Genomic DNA, 18,388 nt, shown 5'->3' with positions numbered 1-18,388 from the left:
CGCCCCTTGACCCCAAAACTGTCTACCTCACCTCTCGTGCGCCACCGTGGCTGAGAACGGTGCGGTCGACAGTATGGGGAGCCCGAGGGCGATGGCCCTCGGATTCTCTCTTCTTTCTGATCTATCTTCAGCCCACGTCGCGCTCTTCAAGCCATTCGAGCAGCGCGCCCAGGCAATCGCGGCCCAGCTGCATCGAGCGTTCCGGGCTCCAGGCCTGGCGCGGATCGGCGGCCGGGTCGTGGTCCTTGAAGGGCATTTCCAGCGTCATCGAGACGGCACCGAAGCGTTCGGCGACCTGGTTGGTCGACATCGCGAGGTTGCCCTTGCCCGCAGGGGCGGTGGGGTAGCCCAGCTTGCGCTGGAAATCGGGCGTGCGGCGGTCGAGCAGTTCGCCGTAGCGGTCATACCCGGCCTTCTGCGCGGGCGTCAGCGAGGGAATGCCCTCGAAACCGGCGAGGAAGACGGCCGGAATCGCCTCATCACCGTGGACGTCCATTGCAAAGTCGACCCCAGTCGCGTCCATCGCGTTGCGGATGGCGAGGACCTCGGGCGATTTTTCAGGGGTCGGCTCGGCCCATTCGCGGTTGAGGTTGGTGCCCACCGCGTTGGTGCGCAGATGCCCGCGGCGCGAGCCGTCCGGGTTGCAGTTGGGCACGATGTGGAAGCTGGCGCGGCGGCGCAGTTCGCGGCCCACCGAGTTGGCGGGATCGGTCAGGAGGTCCAGCGCGCCTTCCATCCACCATTCGGCCATCGATTCGCCGGGATGCTGGCGCGCGTAGAGCCACACGCTGACAGGGCCGGTGCCCATTTCGAGGCAATCGAGCGGCTGGCCGTCGAGCGTGGTGCCCAGCGTGCGCAGGGTGACGCCCTCGCACTGCGCGGCGTCGGCGACAAGATCGTGGTGGCGCTCCATCGAATAGGGGGCGAAGTACGCGAACCAGGCGAGGTCGGAGCTGGGCGTATAGCGGATCGTCAGGCTGCCGCCTTCATCGCCCTCGGCAAAGGTGCTGGGGGTGCGCGTCCACAGCGCGCGGTCCTCGGACACGCAGGCGTTGTAGCCGGGCCAGCCCATCGGGTAGGCCGAGCCATTGAGGCCGGTGATCTTGAGCGTCAGTTCGCGGCCCGCAGCGCCCGACACGCGAAAGTGGAACCACTGGGCGAACTCGCTCATGTGGTCGCGCTGGATGGCGAGGCGTGCGCTGGCGCCCTCGATCGAGAGCACCTCGATGTTGCCCGCGTCGAAGTCGGCGTGGATCTGGATGTCGGTCATTCTGGTCTTTTCTGTCATTTCACGAGGATGGTTTCACCCGATTCGCCGGGGAAACCTTCAAGTAGGGCGCGCGCGAGCGCCTGGGCGTTCGCGTCGGGCGCGGCAAGGTCGGACTTGGTCGAGACGATCCGGTGGGCGCGGCCCTCCCATTGGCGCTCGCCCGAGGCGGCATCATCGATGGTGAGGAAGAGCCGGGTCTCGATCTGCTCGCCGGGACGCGGTGTCAGGTCAAGGCCGATGCCAAGGCCCACCCCCGATCCGTAGCCGCCGGTCCCCGCGCTGCCGCCCACCGAAACCGGCGAGCGGCCCGAGGAGGGACGGAAACGCTCCTGCTCGAGGCGCAGGCGCGCGACGCTTTGCGCAGTGCCCTCGTCCGCGGACGCGGGTAGGACGCGGTAGCCTGCGCGGGTCAGCTCGGCGGCGATGGCCGCGCGGTAGGGGGCAAGCTCCAGGCTGCTGGCATCGCTCGTCACGAGCTCGAGGCGCACGGCCCCGCGCGGGGTATCGGGCGCTGCGGGCAGACGGTGGAAGCGGGTGACCTCGACAGGCCCCGCCACAGGCGTTGTCGTGCAGGCGGCAAGGCTTGCCAGCACGCCGCCTGCGGTGAGCGCAAGCAGGGGAAAGGGCAGCCTTGGCATTGCGGATCTCCCGGATAGTGCGGTTCTCCCAAAGGGGGAGGGGCGCGTGGATCGCTCGGGCACCGTTCGGTGCGTCGATGCCCCTGATGTGGGCGTCCGAGCGCCGGGATGCAAGCGCGCTAATTGGCGGGAAGGGCGCCGTTTTGGGGATCGGGCAGGACCTCGGGCGCCTCGGGGATGCCGATCTCGGTGACAGGCACGGTCACCGGTTCGCCGTCGGGGAAGCGGTCGAGCAGGGCATCGGCAAGCCGCGTCGCGATGGCGGCCTCGCTCCAGTCCTCATCGCCTTCGTAGGTGGCCATCTCGGCTTTGCCTTCCCACAGCACCTTGCCCTCGGCCCGGTCGCGGATGGTCAGCTCAAGCCGGGTCGAGACAAGCGCGGTGCGCGGCTTGGACATGTCGACATTGACCGAGAGGCCATAGGCGGTGCCGAGCGTGCCGACCGAGACGGCTGCGGCGCCGCTGACGGGCTTGTGGTCCATCTCGGCGGGGACAAGGACGCGCTGGCGAATCGTGAGCGCGGCGACCTGCGTGTCGGGGCCAGTGGTGTTGAGCGTGTCGTAGCCGGCGTTGACCAGCGAGTTGACCACGGCGGCCTCGAAGCGGGCGCGCTCGGAAGGATCGACCCAGTCCCCTTCCGGGCCATTGTCCTGCGCGGTGGTGACGACCTTGATCGGGCCATGGCCCAGCGCCTCGGCCAGCGTGTCGGCGCGCACGAATCGGCTGACCTGCACGCGGCCATCGCGCGGGTCCTTCTCGCGGTGGCTGGAGCGCGGGGCCATTGGTGCGATCGGCCCGCTCCAGCCCGGCCCGCGCCAGCCACCATAGCCCCCGTATCCGCCCCAACCGCCATAGCGCGAACCCCAGCCCGGCTGGGCGAGAGCCGGGGAGATCAGGAGGGCGCTGGCCAGCGAAACCGTCAGCACCCGCCCGGCGGCGCGGCGTAGAGGCCGGGCGATGGACAGGCGATTCGCGGAAAGATCAGGGTAGGCCACGTGCGTCTTTTCCTTGGGGCTGGCGTGTCGGGCGCGATCTGGGTAGGGGAGCGGACCCGCGAAGGCCATAGCATCTGCGTGCGTTGCTGGCAGATGAATGGCCCCGTTTTGCCGTTGCTGGCGCGGCGCGATGCTTGACTCTGTGCGCGCCAACCAGTAACGGGCCGACTTCAAATTTCCGGCGGTCGGTAACCGCCTGACCAACCTGGACGAGACAAGACATGAAGATTCGCAACAGCCTCAAGTCGCTCAAGGGCCGTCACCGCGATAACCGCGTGATCCGTCGCCGTGGCCGCACCTACGTCATCAACAAGACGCAGCCCAAGTTCAAGGCACGCCAGGGCTGATCTGATTCGCCTGTCCCCGCGGCCTGTCGGCGGCGGGGAAACTTACGGCGGTCGGTCTGTGCACTGATGACATGAGACCCCCGCCATGTGCGGGGGTTTTGCCGTGTCCGGAATAGATGCCGTTGTTTTCGACGTGGGTCGCGTGCTTGTCCAGTGGGACATGCGCCGCCTGTTTGCCCAGCTCATCGATGACCCGCAGGAGCTGGAATGGTTCTGCACGACCGTCGTCACCGAGAAATGGCACCATCAGCATGACGAGGGCCGCGCGCTTTCCGAGCTTGTCGCCGAGCGCAAGGCCGAGTTTCCCGGTCACGATCACCTGATCGACGCCTACGCCACGCGCTTTCTCGAGACGATCCCCGGCAATATCCCCGGCTCGCACGAGATCGTGCGCGAACTGGCCGCCTCGGGTATGCCGCTGTTTGCGATCACCAACTTCGCCTCGCCCTTCTGGCGCGAATACCGCGCGCAGGAGCCGCTCTTCGACCTGTTCGGGGAGATCGTCGTCTCGGGCGATGAGAAGATCGCCAAGCCCGACCGTCGCATCTTCGATCTGGCCGCGCAGCGCTTTGGTCATGCACCTTCGGCCATGCTCTTCATCGATGACAACGCGGCCAATATCGAAGCGGCGGCAGCGCTCGGCTGGAACGTCCATCACTTCCAGGATGCGCCCACGCTGCGCGCCGACCTTGCGTCCCGGGGGCTGCTCGCCTGAGCGCACGGCCTTGAGCGTAAAAAGCCTTTGCTTTTCGCTGGAACACATCTCTCCTGTCTGCCTTAACCCTTCTGCAGGGTGTGAAACTTTTATTTCGCACCTGCAGCGGGGGGTCCTTGGCAAGTCCCGTTCTATGTTGCATCACGTGGACAAACGGGAGTCACGATGTCGACGACGAACGCACCGAAGTTTGACGAAATGCTCAACGAGGACGGAACTGTTCGTTCCGCCTATGTCGATTTTCGCAATTGGTACGACGCGCAGGACAAGTCCTGGTTGAAACGACAGGACGGGGAAGCCGAACGTTTCTTCCGCCGCATCGGAATTACTTTCAATGTCTATGGGGAATCGGACGCCGAAGAGCGTCTCATCCCCTTCGATATGATCCCCCGGATCATCACCGCGAAGGAATGGCGCAAGCTCACCAAGGGGATCGAGCAGCGCGTGCGTGCGATCAACGCCTTCCTCCAGGATCTCTACCACCGCCAGGAAATCATCCGCTCGGGGCGCCTCCCGATCAGCGCCTTGCGCAACAACGAGGCGTTCCTCTCGCAGATGATCGGCTTCACCCCGCCAGGCGGCGTCTACACCCACATCGTGGGCATCGACCTCGTGCGCACGGGACCCGATGAGTTCATGGTGCTGGAGGACAACGCGCGCACGCCGTCCGGCGTCTCCTACATGCTGGAGAACCGCGAGACGATGATGGCGATGTTCCCGGACCTGTTCACGCAGATCCCGGTGCGCCCCGTCTCCGACTACCCGCGCCGCCTCGCCCGTTCGCTGCGCGCCTGTGCGCCGGCGGCCTACAACGCGGCCGGGGGCAAGCGCCCGGTCGTCGCGGTGCTGACGCCGGGCATCTACAACTCGGCCTATTTCGAGCACGCCTTCCTCGCCGACCAGATGGGCGCGGAACTGGTGGAGGGCAGCGACCTTCGCATCATGAACGGGCGCGTCGCGATGCGCACGACGACCGGCTACAAGGCGATCGACGTCATCTACCGCCGTGTCGACGATGATTATCTCGACCCGCTCACCTTCAACGCGGATTCGGTGCTGGGCGTGGCGGGCATCATGGACGTCTACCGTTCGGGCGGCGTCACCATCGCCAACGCGCCGGGTACAGGGATCGCCGATGACAAGGCGATCTACAGCTACATGCCCGAGATCGTGGAATTCTACACGGGCGAAAAGCCGATCCTCAACAACGTGCCGACCTGGCGCTGTTCGGAAGAGGATTCGCTGGCCTACGTGCTCGACAACCTGAAGGACCTGGTGGTCAAGGAAGTGCACGGCTCGGGCGGCTACGGCATGCTGATCGGGCCGACCTCCTCGAAGAAGGAGCTGGCCGCCTTCGAGCAGAAGCTGCGCGCCAAGCCTGAAAACTACATCGCCCAGCCCACGCTTTCGCTCTCGACGGTGCCGATCTTCACGCGCGAGGGGCTGGCGCCGCGCCACGTGGACCTGAGGCCCTTCGTGCTGGTCTCGCCCGACGGGATCGACATCACGCCCGGCGGCCTCACCCGCGTCGCGCTCAAGAAGGGATCGCTGGTGGTCAATTCCTCGCAGGGCGGTGGCACCAAGGACAGCTGGGTGCTGGAGGACTGATGCTCGGACGTGCTGCCAATGGCGTTTACTGGATGGCCCGCTACCTGGAGCGGGCGGAGAACACCGCGCGCCTGATCGACGTGGGTTTCCACCTCGCGCTCACCGGATCGAGCAAGGATTCGCAGCACGACGAGTGGCGCTCGGTGCTGACGACGGCCGGTCTGATCGAGGATTACGAGGCGCTCTATTCTGATTTCTCCGGTCCGCAGGTGTTCAACTACATCCTGCGCGATCCGGAAAATCCGGGCTCGGTCCTCAAGATGCTCGAATACGCGCGCACCAACGCGCGGGTCGTGCGCACCAGCATCACGAACTCGGTGTGGGAAGCCACGAACGAGGGGTGGATGACGCTCAAGGACATGCTCGCGCGCCCCGTGCGCGAGACGAACCTGGGCGAAGTGCTCACCGCGATCCGGCGCACCGGCACGCTCGTGCGCGGCGCGCTTGAAGGCACCATGCTGCGCAACGAGGTCTACAACTTCGCGCGCATCGGCACTTTCATCGAGCGCGCGGACAACACCGCGCGCATTCTCGATGTGAAGTACTACGTGCTGCTGCCCTCCAACGCCTGGGTCGGCTCGAACCTCGACAACCAGCAATGGGACACGCTGCTGCGCTCGGTCGCGGGCAACCGGGCGTTCTCGTGGCTCAACGCCGGCTCGATGGACCCGCGCGAGATCGCCCGCTTTCTGATCCTGGATAGCCAGTTCCCGCGCAGCCTGGTGTTCTGCGCCGAGAAGATCCGCGGCAACCTGGCCGGCCTTGCCAAGGAGTACGGCGGGGAGACTTCGGCGCACGAACTCCTGCGCGACAAGCTCTCGCGCCTGCACCAGATCGATGTCGAGGAGATCTTCGACCAGGGCCTGCACGAATTTCTGCAGGACTTCATCACCCGCACCAACGAGGTCGGCGCCGTGATCGCGGCCGACTACCGCTTCACAGAGTAAGGGGCCTTCGTGCTGCTGACCGTTTCCCATACGACCCGCTATGTCTTTGAAGACCCCGTTTCGCATGGATTGCAGCGCCTGCGCCTGAAACCCAAGTCCACCCACGGGCAGGAGGTGCTCGACTGGACGATGGAGCTGACCGGCGCCAAGGTCGAGGCCGAGTACGACGACCAGCACAACAACCACACCGCGCTGGTCTCGCTCGAGCCGGGCGCGCAGGAAGTCATCGTAACCTGCAAGGGCTCGGTGCAGACCTCGATCAGCGACGGGGTGACGGGCATGCATTCGGGGCACATGCCGCTGTGGTGCTTCCTGCGCCCGACCGGCCTGACCCGCGCGGGCAACAAGGTGCGCCAGCTCGTTGCCTCGGTCGAGGCGGACCGCGAGGACACGCTCGGCTTTCTCCACGCGCTCTCCTACGCGGTGGGCGAGGCGGTCGAGTACCTGCCGGGCGAGACCGACACCGCGACGACCGCCGAACAGGTGCTCACCACGGGCAAGGGCGTGTGCCAGGACCATGCCCATGTCTTCATCAGCGCCGGGCGCCTGCTCGACATTCCGATGCGCTACGTGGGCGGCTATCTCAAGATGGACGACCGCGACGAGCAGGAGGCCGGGCACGGCTGGGCCGAGGCGTACGTGCAGGGCCTGGGCTGGGTCGGCTTTGACATCTCGAACAAGGTCTGCCCGGATGAGCGGTACATTCGCGTAGCCACGGGTTGCGACTATGGCGAGGCCGCGCCGGTTACAGGTATTTCCCATGGCGGCGGCGCGACGAGCCTTGATGTCCATTTGTCGGTGGCCGAGAAGCTGCTAGGAGGTCAGCAGCAGCAGCAATCCGGCGACGGGTCGCAGCAGCAGCAGCAGACGGGAAGCGGTTCGGCCTGACGTGACGGCCGGTCTGTCCCGGCTGTTCAGGTTACGGGACGTGAGACGTTCGGGGCAGGGCTCCGGCGCTCCTCAGAAAAGTTTGCAGGAACAAGAGCTTCCATGACGTACTGCGTTGGCATGATGCTGGAGCGTGGCCTCGTGTGCATGAGCGACACGCGGACCAATTCGGGGGTCGATAACATCTCGACCTTCCGCAAGATGAACCACTGGGAAGTGCCCGGTGAGCGAATCATCACGATCATGACCGCGGGCAACCTCGCCACCACGCAGGCCGTGATCAGCCAGCTGGAAGAGCGCAACAAGGCCCCCTCGGACCGGCACAATTCGCTGCTCGAGGCCGAGACGATGTTCCAGGTCGCCACGATCGTGGGCAACCTCCTTCACGAGACGATTGCCAGCCGGGTTGAAGACAACGGCCAGCGTGCGGCGGCGGGCACCTTCAGCGCGACGATCATCGTGGCGGGCCAGATCGCGGGGATGGAGCCGCGCCTGTTCATGATCTACCCGGAAGGCAACTTCATCGAGGCGAGTTTCGACACCCCTTTCTTCCAGATCGGGGAGACCAAGTACGGCCGGCCCATCCTCCTGCGCGGCTACGAGCCCGACATGAGCTTCGAGGCGGCGGTAAAGCTGATGACCGTGTCCTTCGATTCCACGCTCAAGGCCAATCTCTCGGTGGGCCTCCCGCTCGATCTTCTGGTGATCGAGCGCGACCGCTTCACCCCGCTCCACGAGCGGCGCATCGAAGCAGGCGACCCCTACCTGCAGTCGGTCTCGGACGGCTGGGGCGAGGCGCTGCGCCAGGCACTGGAAGCGCTGCCTGATTACCGCATGGACGGCGATGAGGGCGGCCTTTCGGCCTGATCGACGGCCCGGCGAAACACCTCCATTCCCGAGTTAGTTGGTGCTGCTAACCCGGCTGCCAGCGTGGTACCCCAAACCTTCGACTCCCCCACAAGAATGGAGCGGATCATGGGCCTTGGGTTGTTCAGAAAAGGTGGCCGTGGGCCTGCGCAGAGCAGCTCGGCGGCGCGCATGCGCGACGTGCGCACGGAAGGGAAGGGGTACTTCCTCGCGGGCAAGGGCCAGTACACGCACGAGGTGGTGCGGCTGGCCCGGGACCATTCGGCGCTGGCCTGGGGGGGCGAGGCACCCACGGCGGTGGCGGGGATCGTCTCGCATGGGAGCCGTCACGCGAAAGTGCTGGGGCGCGATTTTCTCGCCCGGCTGGTCGAGACCGCGCCCAATGGGTTTGCCTGCAACCGCATCGCCGTCCACATTGCAGGCGAAGGCATCGGCTACCTGCCGCCCAGCCTTTCCTCGATCTACGCCGAATGGGCCGAGGACTGGCGCCTGACCCAGACACTGATCCTGTGCAAGGCGCGCGTTCTCATCAAGCCGGGCAAGGGCCCCCGGCGGCGCCCCTGCGCGCAAGTCATGCTCGACATCGCGCGCCCCTTCGAAATCCGCGCCTTCGGGAGCTGAGGGACGGGGCTGCGTGGCCGCGCCCTAGCGGCAATAGCTCCCGCTCGTCGCCTCGAGGTGGAAGTGGTTGGCATGCGCCGCGTTGTAATCGGGGCCCAGCACCATGCCGAAGCGCTTGCAGGCGCTCTCATGCACCACGCGCAGGAAGCGCTTTTCCGCACGCGAACCTGCGTCCCAGTCGTTCAGCACCGACACCCTGCGCCCATCGGCAAGCACGAAGGCGGAGACGTCGATGGCGTTGGCCGTGGCATGGCCGGAACGCTTGGCTGTTCCCGCGACGTTACGGCAGTTGTAGCTGCCGAAGGTCTCGATCCGCGCGATGCGGCTGCCCAGGATCTGCTCGGCCGCGCGGTCGACGCCAAAGCGGGCCCATCCGGCAAACCCGGTCGCCACTGTGCAGGTCACCGGCCCCAGGTTGGTGAGGCCAAGCGAGGCGGTGTCGCTGGCAAGGCTGGACAGACGCACCGTGTTCACGGTCGAACAGCCCTTGCCGAAGTACTTGTCGTCGAGCGGCTGGAAGGCGGCGTGCTGCGCGCTCAACGCGCTCAGGCACTGGCCAAAGGCGGGGCTGGGGCGGCTGTAGGCGCGCGAAGGCCGCGAGGATTGGGACGCCCGCGCGCTCTCACGCTGCGGGGCAGGCGGCGACGGGCTGCCGATGCAGGCGCCGAGCAGGCCCACAAGGGGCAGGATCAGCAGGTTTCTGCGCATGGGACGAGGGTATCACACCTGCGTGGTTAACGTGAGGTTGCTCACTCAACCCGTGGAGATCGCGGGAGTTCCAAGGAGTTGGCGCTCCGGGCCGGGCCGCAGTTGGAGAAAGTGGTAAGATGTTTCCGAGGGCCATCGTCCTCGGGCACCCCAAACTGTCGAGCTCACCTTTGTCGCGCCGCCCTGATCGAGACTGGTGAGGGTGCCGATTTTGGGGTCAAGGGGCGATGGTCCCTTGAAGAAACAACATCTTTCTCGTGTTCGGCGGACGTTCCGGTGGCGGCTTCGACGACGGAAAAGTAGCTTTTCGGAGCGCGGAATATCCGACCATCGTGCAATTGCCCCGATTGGCAGCGGGAATCGTTTGACATGATCGGGCAACGCTTTAGATGCGGCTTCGGGCCACGCGGTCCCAACGCCGCGCGAGCTCTCTGTAAGGAGAGTCTTAAATGACTGATATCACGGTACCGGCGCGCAAGCCTGCGCGTCCGCATTTCTCGTCGGGTCCCTGCGCCAAGGCACCCACCTTTGCTCCCGAAAAGCTGGCCACCGAATCGCTGGGTCGTTCGCACCGCGCGAAGATCGGCAAGTCGCGCCTTCAGTACTGCATCGACCTGATGCGCGAAGTGCTGCAGCTGCCCGACACCCACCGCATCGGTATTGTCCCCGGTTCCGACACCGGCGCCTTCGAGATGGCCATGTGGACCATGCTCGGCGCCAAGCCGGTCACCACGCTGGCCTGGGAAAGCTTCGGCGAAGGCTGGGTGACGGACGCCGTCAAGCAGCTCAAGCTCGACCCCACCGTGATCCGCGCCGACTACGGCCAGATCCCCGACCTCACCCAGGTGGATTGGAGCAACGACGTGCTCTTCACCTGGAACGGCACAACCTCGGGCGTGCGCGTTCCGAGCGCGGACTTCATTCCCGCCGACCGTGAAGGCCTGGCCTTCGCCGACGCGACCTCGGGCGTCTTCGCCTACGACATCGACTGGTCCAAGATCGACGTTGCCACCTTCTCCTGGCAGAAGGTCCTGGGCGGCGAGGGCGGCCATGGCGTCCTGATCCTCGGTCCCCGTGCGGTCGAGCGTCTGGAAACCTACACCCCCGATCGCCCGCTTCCCAAGATCTTCCGCCTCACCAAGGGCGGCAAGCTGATCGAAGGCATCTTCAAGGGCGAGACGATCAACACCCCCTCGATGCTGGCCGTCGAAGACGCGATCTTCGCGCTGGAGTGGGCCAAGGACCTGGGCGGCCTCGAAGGCCTCAAGGCCCGTTCGGACGCCAATGCGGCAGCCCTCGACAAGATCGTGGCCGACCGCGACTGGCTCGGCCACCTGGCCGCCGATCCGGCGACCCGTTCGAAGACCTCGGTCTGCCTGACTGTCGAAGGCGCGGACACCGACTTCATCAAGAAGTTCGCCGCGGCCCTGGAGAAGGAAGGCGCAGCCTTCGATCTCGCCGGCTACCGCGATGCGCCCGCAGGCCTTCGCATCTGGTGCGGCGCCACGGTCAACACCCAGGACATCGAGGACCTTGGTCCCTGGCTCGACTGGGCCTACGCCACCGTCAAGGCCGCTGCCTGATTTTGTCGCTGTGTCCCGGCCATCGCGCCGGGGCCGGTTCTCCCGCAGGCCTGGCAATGTGCCGCCTGTGCTCCCCGCCAGCTGTCCATGTGTGGACGCGCGGGACGACGACAAGGAATTTGTAAAATGACCAAGCCCAAGGTTCTCATTTCCGACAAGATGGACCCCAACGCCGCGCGCATCTTCGAAGAGCGTGGCTGCGATGTGGACGTCATCACCGGCGAAACGCCCGAGCAGCTGATCGCCCGCATCGGCGAATACGATGGTCTTGCCATCCGCTCCTCGACCAAGGTCACCAAGGACATCCTTGATGCGGCGACCAACCTCAAGGTCATCGGCCGCGCCGGCATCGGCGTCGACAACGTCGACATCCCCTATGCCTCGGGCAAGGGTGTGGTTGTCATGAACACCCCGTTCGGCAACTCGATCACGACCGCCGAGCACGCCATCGCCATGATGTTCGCGCTGGCCCGCCAGATCCCGGAAGCCAACGCGCAGACCAAGGAAGGCAAGTGGCCGAAGAACGCCTTCATGGGCGTGGAAGTCACCGGCAAGACGCTCGGCCTCATCGGCGCGGGCAACATCGGTTCGATCGTGGCCAGCCGTGCGCTCGGCCTCAAGATGAAGGTCGTCGCCTACGATCCGTTCCTGACCCCTGAGCGCGCCGTGGAAATGGGCGTGGAGAAGGCCGACCTCGACACCGTCCTGGCCAAGGCCGACTTCATCACGCTGCACACGCCGCTGACCGAGCAGACCCGCAACATCCTCTCGGAAGACAACCTTGCCAAGACCAAGAAGGGCGTGCGCATCGTCAACTGCGCGCGTGGTGGTCTGATCGACGAGAACGCGCTCAAGAAGATGCTCGACAGCGGCCACGTCGCCGGTGCCGCGCTCGACGTGTTCCAGACCGAGCCGGCCAAGGACTCGCCGCTGTTCGAGTGCGCGAACTTCATCTGCACCCCGCACCTGGGCGCCTCGACCACCGAAGCGCAGGTCAACGTGGCGCTGCAGGTGGCCGAGCAGCTCTCGGACTACCTCGTCAACGGCGGCGTCACCAACGCGCTCAACATGCCCTCGCTCTCGGCCGAGGAAGCGCCCAAGCTCAAGCCCTACATGAAGCTCGCCGAACAGCTCGGCAGCCTCGTCGGCCAGCTGACCCGCGATTCGGTTCCGCGCATCTCGATCCACACCGAAGGTGCGGCCGCCGAACTCAACATGCGCCCGATGGTCGCGGCGGTGCTCGCCGGGTTCCTGCGCGTCCAGTCGGACTCGGTCAACATGGTCAACGCCCCCTACCTCGCCAAGGAGCGCGGTCTGGAAGTGCGCGAAGTGAAGACCGAGCGCGAAGGCAACTACCACACGCTGATCCGCGTCTCGGTCAAGACCGAAGCCGGTGAGCGTTCGGTGGCGGGCACGCTGTTCAACAACCAGGACCCGCGCCTCATCGAACTGTTCGGCATCAGCGTCGAATCCGACCTGTCGGGCGACATGATGTACATCGTCAACGAGGACGCTCCGGGCTTCATCGGCCGCATCGGTACGCTGCTGGGCGAAAACGGCATCAACATCGGCACCTTCAACCTGGGGCGCCGCGAGACCGGCGGCGAGGCCGTGCTGATGCTCTCGGTCGACAGCGCGGTTTCGGAAGACCTGGTCAAGGCCGCCGGGGACCTGCCGGGCGTGAAGCTGGTCAAGGCGCTCAAGTTCGCCTGATCCATGCCGCGGCCTCCGGGCTGCCGTAGTTACGAACGATCATGGGGGCGGGCCTTCGGGCTCGCCCCCTTTTCGTGTCGAAGAGGCAGGGACTCCGAAGAAGGGGGAAGCAAGACAGGTGCGAGGGCCATCGCCCTCGCGCTCCCGGAATCGGAGAGCGCAGCGCTTTACGCGATGGCCGCATTTTCCCGCAGCCTGCAGTTCCGCATGGCGCCCTCGCGCAGATGCTATGGCTGCTTCGCGCCCTTGTCGGTCGCTCGAGGGCCGATCTTGCGCGCCAGGAAGCCGTCTGTCCGGTTAGGCTTGTCGATCCGAACGGTCATCAGCCGGGATGGGTGGGAAGCAGTCATTGCGACTTGCGCATGTTTGCACACCCGATAAGCTACTGTGATGTTTTGGCATCCACGATCAGAGTTGGAGGAAGAAGGGCGTCCGGCCCGAAAGGAGTTGTTTTCCGCGCTAGCGGTGGCTCCCTTGCTGCTCTTCCAAATTGCAGCTTGGACTATTCGGATCATTCGTGGTCTCCAAGGGGAGCCACTCGTAATCTCCAGTTTATTTGATGTCCAAGCAGTTCGGTCCGGGCCAACCTGGCACTTCGCCGCCGGTGTCTGCCTGTATGTGGCGCTTATTGCTTTCGCGCTTTTGCTTTTGTGGGCCTGCGCCCTCCAATTTCAGCGGTGGCTGTACTGGCGGCGTCGAACCTAATGTCCGCAACGGGGCGTCTGCCGAAATTCTGCTACGCGCCCTAGTCGGTCGCTCAAGAGCCGATTTGACGCTCCAGAAACCTGCCGGTCCGGTCTCCCGCGCCAACCTGAGTGGTCGACGGTGAAGATGGGCGCTGACCGGCCCAGTGCACGCGCGCCCTTAGCTTCCCCGCCGTCGTCGGAAAATGATGTTAGAAAGCGCGGGCACCGCCAGCATGACGCCGAAGACACCAATCGCGCCGATGCCGATCACTAGCATCTCGGTAGTGGCGTCAGATAGGGCGCGGGTCACAGGCATCACTGTTCCTGCGAATGCCGCGCCAAGCGAAATCATTATTGCAAGTCCACCGGAAGCGATGAGCTTTATGGGGGCGATCTTGCCTTGAACGAAATATGCGATGAGGGCCAACGGCAGTATTGCGATGCAGAGGCTTTTTTCCATCCCTTCAACATAGCTGCTGCTTGGCTGAAAGCCAGCCATCCCGACTGCCGCCTAACCTGGTCGGCTAGGAAACCGGACGGACCGCTGCCAAGAACGTCAAATCGGCGCTTGAGCGACCAACTTGGGCTCAAAAAGGCTACGGCGGATTTTCGCAACGCCTTTTCCCATCGTTTCTCGCCCCGCGTTTCAACCGGCATAACAAACTTTGCCAGGCGGGAGATCAATCCCGAAACCGGGAAGATATGGTACGGGATCGGCGGCACGGCGCCACTGGACCTTGATGAGCTTGTTGCCTTGCTCGCCGGCGAACTGGACAAATGCTATCTGGCGTTCGCCGCCTTCCAGGCTTTGGTCGAGGCGCAGCTCGTCTATGTGCGTGCAGAGAATATACGCGCATTGGAGGCGCTTGCCGCGCCCGATTGATCCGGCTTTTCGTAAGACTCGCCAGCGCTGTTCGACCCGATTGTCAGGGAGTGGGGCTTCAATGTCCCGTGCCACGAGGGCTAGAGATCATAGGTATCGGGGGACATGATCCGTAGCGGACGATCGAGGCGGCCGTTGGCTGCATCGTTGCGTAGGACGTCAAAAGCCTCTGAATAGCCCTCGATAAGCCGCATGCGCCGCGCATAGGCGATCCGATGCCCCGGTGTGTCAGGTTCGACGCGCAGCCTGGCGACGCCTCGTATTTCAGGAGCCCGATGATGGCCGGGGAGGGGCAGGAGAATATCGCCCTCTGCCCTGTCCAGGAAATAGGTGCGTTCACCTGCCAGTTCGGCCGATGCTTCATGGGCGAGGCGGGTGAGACCGGCGATCCTGTCCGTCTCGCGTACGGCATAATGGAAGCTGGGATCGACCGGCATCAGCGGTTCCGCATCCAGTGCATCGCCGTCGAAGATCCAGGGCTCGAACCACAGCGCTCCCATCTTGGTCAGGAGGGCGATGCGCTCCCAGAATGGCGCCCATGCGTCTTCCGGCTTCGCCTCGTTCACGCGGTGCACCGTTGCCCATTCGCCTTGCGCGCTCTGCTGGCTGCCCAGTTCCATTGCCCATACCGTATTGGCGCCCGCCTCGAACAGCTTGCGGGCTGGATGGTGCGCCGGCGGATTCAGGCGCAGCGCGGTAATGGGAACGCCATAGGTCGCATCGGTTTCGACAAGGCCATAGAGGTCGATGAGCATGCGCAGCAGCAAGGCGTCTCCCGTCTCGCGGACCCGGCGAAGAACAGGGGTCTCCTGCTTCAGCCCGGTGACGAGCTGGACTGGCAGGAAGATCGGGTCCGCATCACGGTCCAGCGGATGGAACCGATATTGCGGCCGCATTCGGGTAGAATTCTCCGTACGTGCTATGATCCCATGCTGCACCAGTTCCTCGATCGCGCGCATGGATCGAGGCTTTCCCATCCCGACATGCTCTTCGCAGGCCTTGGCGGACCATTTCGTGAGCTGGTGATCGCTTCCGGTGCCGGCGAGCAAAACCAGAAAGGCTGTCACGAAATTAAGCCGGTTGGCTGTTTCCAAAGTCCATAGCTGGGGCCATAATTGACGATCGACCGCGAAGAACAATCCGCCTGTGCCCTTGCCGCGCTGATGTGCGCCAGTCTGATTTTCCGCATCGACCATCGTGAAATTCCCTACCGGACGCACTTTCCCATCCAAGCGTGGTCGCCTCTAGCACAGGATTTTGTCCCTATCAAGGATTTCAAGGGTATCAAGTTAATCAAGAAAAATTGGACTTAATCAAGGCGATTAAGAATATTTGGATAACGTCATTTTTAGGAAGTTTCATTCTAAAGTGCTGCATTAAAAGCGAAATTTGACCCGGCATTTAAAGCGAAATATGGTCCAGCAGCATAAGCGAAATTTGATACGGAATTTTTGATGGCGCGCCCCGGCGAAAAATTGGCAGACGCATTGGAGGTTTTGAGCCAGCTCCAGAATGATGGAAAAATTGCCATCAGATCGGCCGATCTTTCCAGGCTTGAAAGAGAGCGGCTCATCGACGCGGGTTTTTTGCGTGAGGTTATCCGGGGCTGGTACATTCCCGCGCGCCCTGATGAACCTGTAGGTGAAAGCACGTCCTGGTTCGCGAGCTTCTGGGGATTCTGCACAGCCTATCTGACCGAAAGGTTTGCAGATGACTGGATCCTGTCCCCCGACCAGTCGCTGCTGCTGCTATCGGGCAACCGGACGGTCCCTAAGCAATTGCTTGTGCGGGCGCCGGGAGGTCGAAACAAGCCAACGACTCTCATTCATGGCACATCGCTGATCGACACCAAACTGGTGCTGCCGCCAGAAAGCGATCGAACCCAGACGGATGAAGGCGTACGGGTCTATCGGATAGAAGCCGCGCTCATATCGGTCAGCCCGCAATTTTATACGAGCTATCCCACTGATGCGCGCACCGCCCTGGCAACCCAGCGCGATGCCTCCGCGTTGCTCGAAAGGCTTCTGGAGGGAGGCCATAGCGTTGTCGCCGGACGGCTCGCAGGGGGATTTCGTAACATCGGCCGCGACAGGATCGCCGACGATATCGTGCGTGCCATGAAAAGCGCGGGATATGACGTAAGAGAAGCCGATCCGTTCGCGCAGCGCCTCGATACGCCTTTGCCGCGAGATCCGTCGCCGGCTGCAAATCGCATCCGTCTCATGTGGCAGCAGATGCGGGAGAGGGCAATTGCGGCTTTCCCGGCAGCTCCACGCTTGAATGACACGGCCGCCTATCTTGAGCGGGTGGACGAAAACTATGTCAACGACGCCTACAACTCCCTGTCCATCGAAGGCTATCGTGTGAACGCCGCGCTCATAGAGCGCGTCCGCGATGGCAACTGGAACCCGGACCTCAATCCCGAAGATCGCGAACAGAAGGATGCCATGGCCGCCAGAGGCTATTGGCAGGCATTCCAGGCAGTCAAGGCGAGCGTTGAGCGCGTTTTGGCAGGGGAGGGCGGAGGCAGGGTCGCCGATGAGGATCATTCTGTCTGGTACAGCGAGCTGTTCGCTCCAGGGGTTCAGGCAGGTATTTTGCGGCCAGGCGAACTGGCAGGCTATCGCAATTCAGCGGTCTTCATTCGCGGCGCTCGCCACGTGCCAATGGGACCGGAATCCGTTCGTGATGCCGTGCCGGTATTTTTCGAACTGCTTCAGGAGGAGCCCGAAGCGGCCGTAAGGGTCGTCCTGGGCCACTTCATTTTCGTCTACATTCACCCCTATATCGACGGGAATGGTCGCATGGGGCGGTTCCTGATGAATGTGATGATGGCGTCGGGGGGCTATCCCTGGACCGTCATACCTGTCGGTCGGCGTGCCCAATATATGGCCGCTCTGGAGCAGGCCAGCACCGAAGCTGACATTGGACCGTTTGCCGAATTCCTTGGCGGACTGGTCGCCGAGCAGATGCAGGAGGGGGAATAGAGGTTCTGCATCCGCAAGTGAAGGAGAGCAATTAGTGTGGTTCGATATGTATGGCCCGTTTGAATTGACACGCACCGACGGGCAAATCCCCTCACGACAACCTGATTTCTGGCAGCAGGTGCAACAGGCGTCCCAGCATTATGGTTCGAAGCCGCAGGATCTAGAGCAAGCGATAGGCTGCTATGCCTTCGGGCTACGCCATGGTGCATCAATGAAACCATGGTATGTTGGCATGACGATCGCGAAGGGCGGCTTTCGTCGAGAGGTACTGCAACAGCACAAACGCGATCACTATGATGAGGTGGTTAAGGAGCATCGGGGCGCCCCCATCATGTTTTTAATGCCTCTCCTAACGCCAGAAGGCTATTTCTGCCGCAACCGGGCGGGCAACAAGCCGCTGATTCAGTGGGTTGAGAAAATGCTTTTTGGCGTTGCGCTTCGAAAGAATCCTCACTGTAGAAACCAGCGCGATACAAAATTTTTGCGCAACGTCGTTGTGCATGGGATATTTAACAGCCGGCCACCCGGGCGGCAGGGGCCAGAAGTCATGGCCGCGCGGAAAATGTTTGGCGAGCCATAAGAAAGCTGCTTGCGTCGTCCTTACCCCTTTGTCTCGGCCGCTGCGATCACGACAGATAGGTGGCCTTCAACCCATTCCTTGGTAATCCCATACCGCTCGCGCTGCGGGCGCATGAAGGTCTCCAAGTCTTCGTCGATCGCAGCGAAACGTTCGATGATTTCCTCACATTCGGCAATCATCCTCGTGCGCCCAGCCTGCCCAAGGAAGTTTTCGTCGTGCTCGCGAAAGAAGCGGTGCGCGAGACGATCTCGCTCCACCTTTGTGGCGCGCAAAGCATTCATGAGATCTTCGGGCAAAGCCAAAGGTGCTAGGTCGCGTTGACAAAAAGGATTCCCAACTCGGTGAAGTTCTG

19 protein-coding genes are annotated in these 18,388 nt (G+C 63.5%); 12 read left to right on the top strand and 7 right to left on the bottom strand.

Features of this window, described 5'->3' with window-relative positions; genetic code table 11:
* Positions 1–127 precede the first annotated feature (127 nt).
* The 3 genes from MTR65_RS17985 to MTR65_RS17975 all read right to left on the bottom strand — a co-directional run bounded on the left by MTR65_RS17985 (position 128) and on the right by MTR65_RS17975 (position 2,903).
* The gene (locus tag MTR65_RS17985) at positions 128–1,270 is read right to left on the bottom strand and encodes a M14 family metallopeptidase (protein ID WP_243802640.1); all 1,143 of its coding nucleotides are present in this window, start codon (positions 1,268–1,270) and stop codon (positions 128–130) included.
* 14 nt (positions 1,271–1,284) lie between these two features.
* A complete protein-coding gene (locus MTR65_RS17980; protein WP_243802638.1) occupies positions 1,285–1,908 on the bottom strand; it encodes a DUF4136 domain-containing protein in 624 nt (207 codons plus the stop codon).
* A gap of 119 nt (positions 1,909–2,027) precedes the next feature.
* Complete coding sequence (locus MTR65_RS17975) at positions 2,028–2,903, bottom strand: DUF4136 domain-containing protein (RefSeq protein WP_243802637.1); 876 nt, start codon at positions 2,901–2,903, stop codon at positions 2,028–2,030.
* 221 nt (positions 2,904–3,124) lie between these two features.
* Between MTR65_RS17975 and ykgO the strand changes: the two genes are divergently transcribed.
* The 7 genes from ykgO to MTR65_RS17940 all read left to right on the top strand — a co-directional run bounded on the left by ykgO (position 3,125) and on the right by MTR65_RS17940 (position 8,896).
* Positions 3,125–3,250: a type B 50S ribosomal protein L36 gene (ykgO, locus tag MTR65_RS17970; protein ID WP_226637386.1), complete on the top strand. Its 126-nt coding sequence runs from the start codon at positions 3,125–3,127 to the stop codon at positions 3,248–3,250.
* Positions 3,251–3,353: 103 nt separating this feature from the next.
* Complete coding sequence (locus MTR65_RS17965; RefSeq protein ID WP_243802636.1) at positions 3,354–3,965, top strand: HAD-IA family hydrolase; 612 nt, start codon at positions 3,354–3,356, stop codon at positions 3,963–3,965.
* 165 nt (positions 3,966–4,130) lie between these two features.
* Entirely contained in the window at positions 4,131–5,573 is a 1,443-nt protein-coding gene (locus MTR65_RS17960) for a circularly permuted type 2 ATP-grasp protein (RefSeq protein WP_243802635.1), read from the top strand.
* Complete coding sequence (locus tag MTR65_RS17955; protein WP_243802634.1) at positions 5,573–6,520, top strand: alpha-E domain-containing protein; 948 nt, start codon at positions 5,573–5,575, stop codon at positions 6,518–6,520. Before MTR65_RS17960 ends, MTR65_RS17955 begins: the two co-directional genes overlap by 1 nt.
* 9 nt (positions 6,521–6,529) lie before the next feature.
* Positions 6,530–7,408: a transglutaminase family protein gene (locus tag MTR65_RS17950; RefSeq protein ID WP_243802632.1), complete on the top strand. Its 879-nt coding sequence runs from the start codon at positions 6,530–6,532 to the stop codon at positions 7,406–7,408.
* A 102-nt stretch (positions 7,409–7,510) separates the two neighbouring features.
* Positions 7,511–8,275, top strand: coding sequence for a proteasome-type protease (locus tag MTR65_RS17945; protein ID WP_226637377.1), 765 nt, complete (start codon positions 7,511–7,513; stop codon positions 8,273–8,275).
* A gap of 171 nt (positions 8,276–8,446) precedes the next feature.
* On the top strand, positions 8,447–8,896 hold the full coding sequence (locus MTR65_RS17940; RefSeq protein WP_243802630.1) for a hypothetical protein: 450 nt from the start codon (positions 8,447–8,449) through the stop codon (positions 8,894–8,896).
* A 24-nt stretch (positions 8,897–8,920) separates the two neighbouring features.
* Here the strand turns inward: MTR65_RS17940 and MTR65_RS17935 are convergent, their stop codons facing one another.
* Positions 8,921–9,604: an extensin family protein gene (locus MTR65_RS17935; protein ID WP_243802628.1), complete on the bottom strand. Its 684-nt coding sequence runs from the start codon at positions 9,602–9,604 to the stop codon at positions 8,921–8,923.
* 449 nt (positions 9,605–10,053) lie between these two features.
* On the opposite strand from MTR65_RS17935, the gene MTR65_RS17930 reads away from it, so the two are divergent.
* Together MTR65_RS17930 and serA are read left to right on the top strand one after the other, a co-directional pair.
* Positions 10,054–11,187: a phosphoserine transaminase gene (locus MTR65_RS17930; protein ID WP_243802626.1), complete on the top strand. Its 1,134-nt coding sequence runs from the start codon at positions 10,054–10,056 to the stop codon at positions 11,185–11,187.
* A 126-nt stretch (positions 11,188–11,313) separates the two neighbouring features.
* Complete coding sequence (serA, locus tag MTR65_RS17925; protein ID WP_243802624.1) at positions 11,314–12,900, top strand: phosphoglycerate dehydrogenase; 1,587 nt, start codon at positions 11,314–11,316, stop codon at positions 12,898–12,900.
* A gap of 864 nt (positions 12,901–13,764) precedes the next feature.
* Here the strand turns inward: serA and MTR65_RS17920 are convergent.
* Positions 13,765–14,085, bottom strand: coding sequence for a hypothetical protein (locus MTR65_RS17920; RefSeq protein WP_243802622.1), 321 nt, complete (start codon positions 14,083–14,085; stop codon positions 13,765–13,767).
* 69 nt (positions 14,086–14,154) lie between these two features.
* Here MTR65_RS17920 and MTR65_RS17915 point away from each other — a divergent pair, with 69 nt between their 5' ends.
* A complete protein-coding gene (locus tag MTR65_RS17915) occupies positions 14,155–14,469 on the top strand; it encodes a hypothetical protein (RefSeq protein ID WP_243802620.1) in 315 nt (104 codons plus the stop codon).
* A gap of 80 nt (positions 14,470–14,549) precedes the next feature.
* Here the strand turns inward: MTR65_RS17915 and MTR65_RS17910 are convergent, their stop codons facing one another.
* Positions 14,550–15,665 (bottom strand): hypothetical protein, encoded by a 1,116-nt coding sequence (locus MTR65_RS17910; protein WP_243802618.1) that lies wholly within the window; start codon positions 15,663–15,665, stop codon positions 14,550–14,552.
* A gap of 258 nt (positions 15,666–15,923) precedes the next feature.
* On the opposite strand from MTR65_RS17910, the gene MTR65_RS17905 reads away from it, so the two are divergent.
* Entirely contained in the window at positions 15,924–17,456 is a 1,533-nt protein-coding gene (locus MTR65_RS17905) for a Fic family protein (RefSeq protein WP_243802616.1), read from the top strand.
* A gap of 34 nt (positions 17,457–17,490) precedes the next feature.
* Positions 17,491–18,036 carry a hypothetical protein gene (locus MTR65_RS17900; RefSeq protein WP_243802614.1) on the top strand — a complete coding sequence of 182 codons (546 nt, stop codon included), beginning with the start codon at positions 17,491–17,493 and terminating at the stop codon, positions 18,034–18,036.
* Between the two features lie 20 nt (positions 18,037–18,056).
* Here the strand turns inward: MTR65_RS17900 and MTR65_RS17895 are convergent.
* Positions 18,057–18,388 (bottom strand): hypothetical protein (locus MTR65_RS17895; RefSeq protein WP_243802612.1); only part of this gene is annotated, 332 nt, incomplete at its 5' end.

It is taken from the genome of Novosphingobium mangrovi (genome assembly GCF_022818885.1).
Classification (GTDB): domain Bacteria; phylum Pseudomonadota; class Alphaproteobacteria; order Sphingomonadales; family Sphingomonadaceae; genus Novosphingobium; species Novosphingobium mangrovi.
The sequence above is the reverse complement of the archived record's forward strand: the minus strand, read 5'-3'. Positions and strand labels throughout refer to the sequence as shown.

Coding starts and splice junctions, on each gene's coding strand:
- MTR65_RS17985 (WP_243802640.1), bottom strand. CDS start 1,270: ATGACCGACATCCAGATCCACGCCGACTTCGACGCGGGCAACATCGAG.
- MTR65_RS17980 (WP_243802638.1), bottom strand. CDS start 1,908: ATGCCAAGGCTGCCCTTTCCCCTGCTTGCGCTCACCGCAGGCGGCGTG.
- ykgO (WP_226637386.1), top strand. CDS start 3,125: ATGAAGATTCGCAACAGCCTCAAGTCGCTCAAGGGCCGTCACCGCGAT.
- MTR65_RS17960 (WP_243802635.1), top strand. CDS start 4,131: ATGTCGACGACGAACGCACCGAAGTTTGACGAAATGCTCAACGAGGAC.
- MTR65_RS17955 (WP_243802634.1), top strand. CDS start 5,573: ATGCTCGGACGTGCTGCCAATGGCGTTTACTGGATGGCCCGCTACCTG.
- MTR65_RS17945 (WP_226637377.1), top strand. CDS start 7,511: ATGACGTACTGCGTTGGCATGATGCTGGAGCGTGGCCTCGTGTGCATG.
- MTR65_RS17940 (WP_243802630.1), top strand. CDS start 8,447: ATGCGCGACGTGCGCACGGAAGGGAAGGGGTACTTCCTCGCGGGCAAG.
- MTR65_RS17935 (WP_243802628.1), bottom strand. CDS start 9,604: ATGCGCAGAAACCTGCTGATCCTGCCCCTTGTGGGCCTGCTCGGCGCC.
- MTR65_RS17930 (WP_243802626.1), top strand. CDS start 10,054: ATGACTGATATCACGGTACCGGCGCGCAAGCCTGCGCGTCCGCATTTC.
- serA (WP_243802624.1), top strand. CDS start 11,314: ATGACCAAGCCCAAGGTTCTCATTTCCGACAAGATGGACCCCAACGCC.
- MTR65_RS17920 (WP_243802622.1), bottom strand. CDS start 14,085: ATGGCTGGCTTTCAGCCAAGCAGCAGCTATGTTGAAGGGATGGAAAAA.
- MTR65_RS17910 (WP_243802618.1), bottom strand. CDS start 15,665: ATGGTCGATGCGGAAAATCAGACTGGCGCACATCAGCGCGGCAAGGGC.
- MTR65_RS17905 (WP_243802616.1), top strand. CDS start 15,924: ATGGCGCGCCCCGGCGAAAAATTGGCAGACGCATTGGAGGTTTTGAGC.